At 66.5% G+C, this 2,316-nt stretch carries 2 protein-coding genes and 1 pseudogene; 1 reads left to right on the top strand and 2 read right to left on the bottom strand.

Translation table 11 applies throughout. From position 1 onward, the window contains the following. The first annotated feature begins 80 nt into the window (after positions 1 to 80). Complete coding sequence (locus ACXJL8_RS39160; protein ID WP_456686827.1) at positions 81 to 1,256, top strand: DUF2336 domain-containing protein; 1,176 nt, start codon at positions 81 to 83, stop codon at positions 1,254 to 1,256. A 146-nt stretch (positions 1,257 to 1,402) separates the two neighbouring features. On the opposite strand, the gene ACXJL8_RS39155 is transcribed toward ACXJL8_RS39160, so the two are convergent. Continuing rightward, entirely contained in the window at positions 1,403 to 1,981 is a 579-nt protein-coding gene (locus tag ACXJL8_RS39155) for an Hpt domain-containing protein (RefSeq protein WP_456624114.1), read from the bottom strand. A gap of 31 nt (positions 1,982 to 2,012) precedes the next feature. Next, positions 2,013 to 2,316, bottom strand: a pseudogene (locus ACXJL8_RS39150) (response regulator); the annotation flags it as partial.

The following is a 2,316-nucleotide window of genomic DNA, read 5'->3' as shown; positions in this document are numbered from 1 at the left end:
TTGTTAAGCGTCGTGGTTTATTTTGTGTTGCAGGTGACGAGCCGTCACCATTTTCGTTTGTTGTGTAAGCCGGAAGCAGCATGATTGTTCGGCAGTTCATCAATTGGATCAGGACGGCGCCCGCCGGCGAGCGGGCCGAGGCGACGCGGGCATTGGCCCGGGCCTGGTTGATCTCAGACCTTTCCCATGACGACCGCGTCGCCGCCGAGGGCGCGCTGCTGATGCTGCTCGACGATCCGTCGCCGCTGGTGCGGCAGGCGATGGCGGAGGCCTTTGCGCGCAGCACGGATGCGCCGGCCGCGATCGTGCGGGCGCTGTCGGCGGACCAGCCGACCGTCGCGCTGCCGGTGCTCGAACATTCGCCGCTCCTGATCGATGCCGATCTCGTCGACATCGTTGCGACCGGCAACGGCGAGGTGCAATGCGCCATCGCCCGCCGTATCGCACTGCCGGTCTCGGTCTGCGCCGCGATCGCCGAGGTCGGTTGCGCCGCAGCCGCGCTGGAGCTGATCGAAAATCCCTATGCCGAGCTCGCGCCGTTCTCCTGGGACCGCATCGTCGAGCGTCACGGCCATCTCGCCGCGATCCGCGAAGCGATGCTGGTGCTCGAGGATCTGCCGGCCGCGACGCGGGCCGCGCTGGTGGCAAAGCTCTCGGAGACGCTGGCGCAATTCGTCGTGGCGCGGAACTGGCTGAGCGCCGACCGCGCCGACCGCATGACGGCCGAGGCGCGTGATCGCTCCACCATGAACATCGCGGCGCGTTCGCGCGGCGAGGAGATGCAGGGGCTGGTGCGGCATCTGCGCATCACCGGCCAGCTCACCGCGGGCCTGATCCTGCGCGCGCTGCTGTCGAGCAATCTCGAACTCTTCGACGCCGCGCTGGCCGAATTGGCCGATCTGCCGCTGGCGCGCGTGTCCGCGCTCCTGCATGACCGCGGCGGCGCCAGCCTGCATGCGCTGCTGCGCCGCGCCGGCCTTCCCGAGGCGACCTTCGCGGCGTTCCAGGTCGCGCTCGATGCCTGCCACGAGCAGGGCTTTGTCGATACCGACGACAATGCCGTGCGGCTGCGCCGGCGCATGGTCGAGCGCGTGCTCACCCATTGCGAGACCGACSGCGGCGCCACCGARCCGCTGATGRTCCTGCTSCGSCGCTTCGCCACSGARTCCGCSCGYGAAGAGGCAAGGCTGTTCTGCGACGAGCTSGTCGCSGATGAGGCGMTCGATCCGGTGTATGACGATCTGATCGCGGCGTAGCGAGAYGCCGTAGGGTGGGTTAGCTCTAGGACGGCGCGAAGCGCAGTCCTAGGCGTAACCCACCACTTCTGTCTCTGCGGAAATCAAAGCGGTGGGTTATGCTGCGCTAACCCACCCTACGATCGCGCTCGCAATGACGAGGGGAGCTACTCCGCCGGAACGATGCTCGGCGCGAGGATCACCTCGAGRTGCTCGGGGCGGTCGCGGTTGACGTGGGCGAGATATTCGTCGGCGACCTTGCGCAGGCGGCGGCTCAACTCGGCGGAGACGCTGATGCTGTCGAGCCTGGTGTTCTCGTGCACGATGGCCAGGATGGCGTTGATGTGGTGCGTGAACAGCTCGGCCGGCACTCTTTCGAAATCAGGCGCGTGCTCGATGACGCGGCACAAGCTCTCGGCGACTGCGGCCGCCGCCGGATAGCCGAACGTCGCGGCGTCGCCCTTGATGTCGTGCGCGGCGCGGAACAGCTCGTCGCGCCTGTCCTTGCTGAAGCCGTCGTTCCGGATCGCGACGTAGGCGGCCGACAGCCGGGTGACCTCGGTCGCCATCCAGTCCTTGAACTCACTGGCGAGGCCGGCCAGCGCCTGCTCGGCGCGTTCGACCGGATCGTCCATGTCCTTTTCCTTGACCCGGCGCAGCACCTTGCGCAGCGGATTGGGCTGCGTGATCAATTGATGCGTGGCGAAGGCCTTGACCTCGATGTCCTTTGCGCTGTTCTTCGCCATGATGCCTGCCTCGTCGCTTTAAGACGTTGCGCTAGATGGAGGAGCGGGCCTTGTCGAGCAGCGAGGGCTGCTGGAGCACCTCGTGCTTTTCGCCGACACGGCGCTCGGGGCCCATATAGGCGGAATTGGTGTTGCGGCGCCGRTCCGGCCCGAAATAGGTCTTGGTCTTGATGAAGGGCCGGGGATTGGCGACCACGTTGAGAATGCGCTGGTAGAGGCCCTTGGCCGAGATCGGCTTGGCCAGAAATTCGGTGACGCCGGCATCGCGCGCGATCGTGACGCGGCGCTTTTCGGAATGCCCGGTCAGCATGATGATCGGCGCATAGGGATTGCCC

The organism is Bradyrhizobium sp. P5_C11_2 (assembly GCF_054049755.1).
The sequence above is the reverse complement of the archived record's forward strand: the minus strand, read 5'-3'. Positions and strand labels throughout refer to the sequence as shown.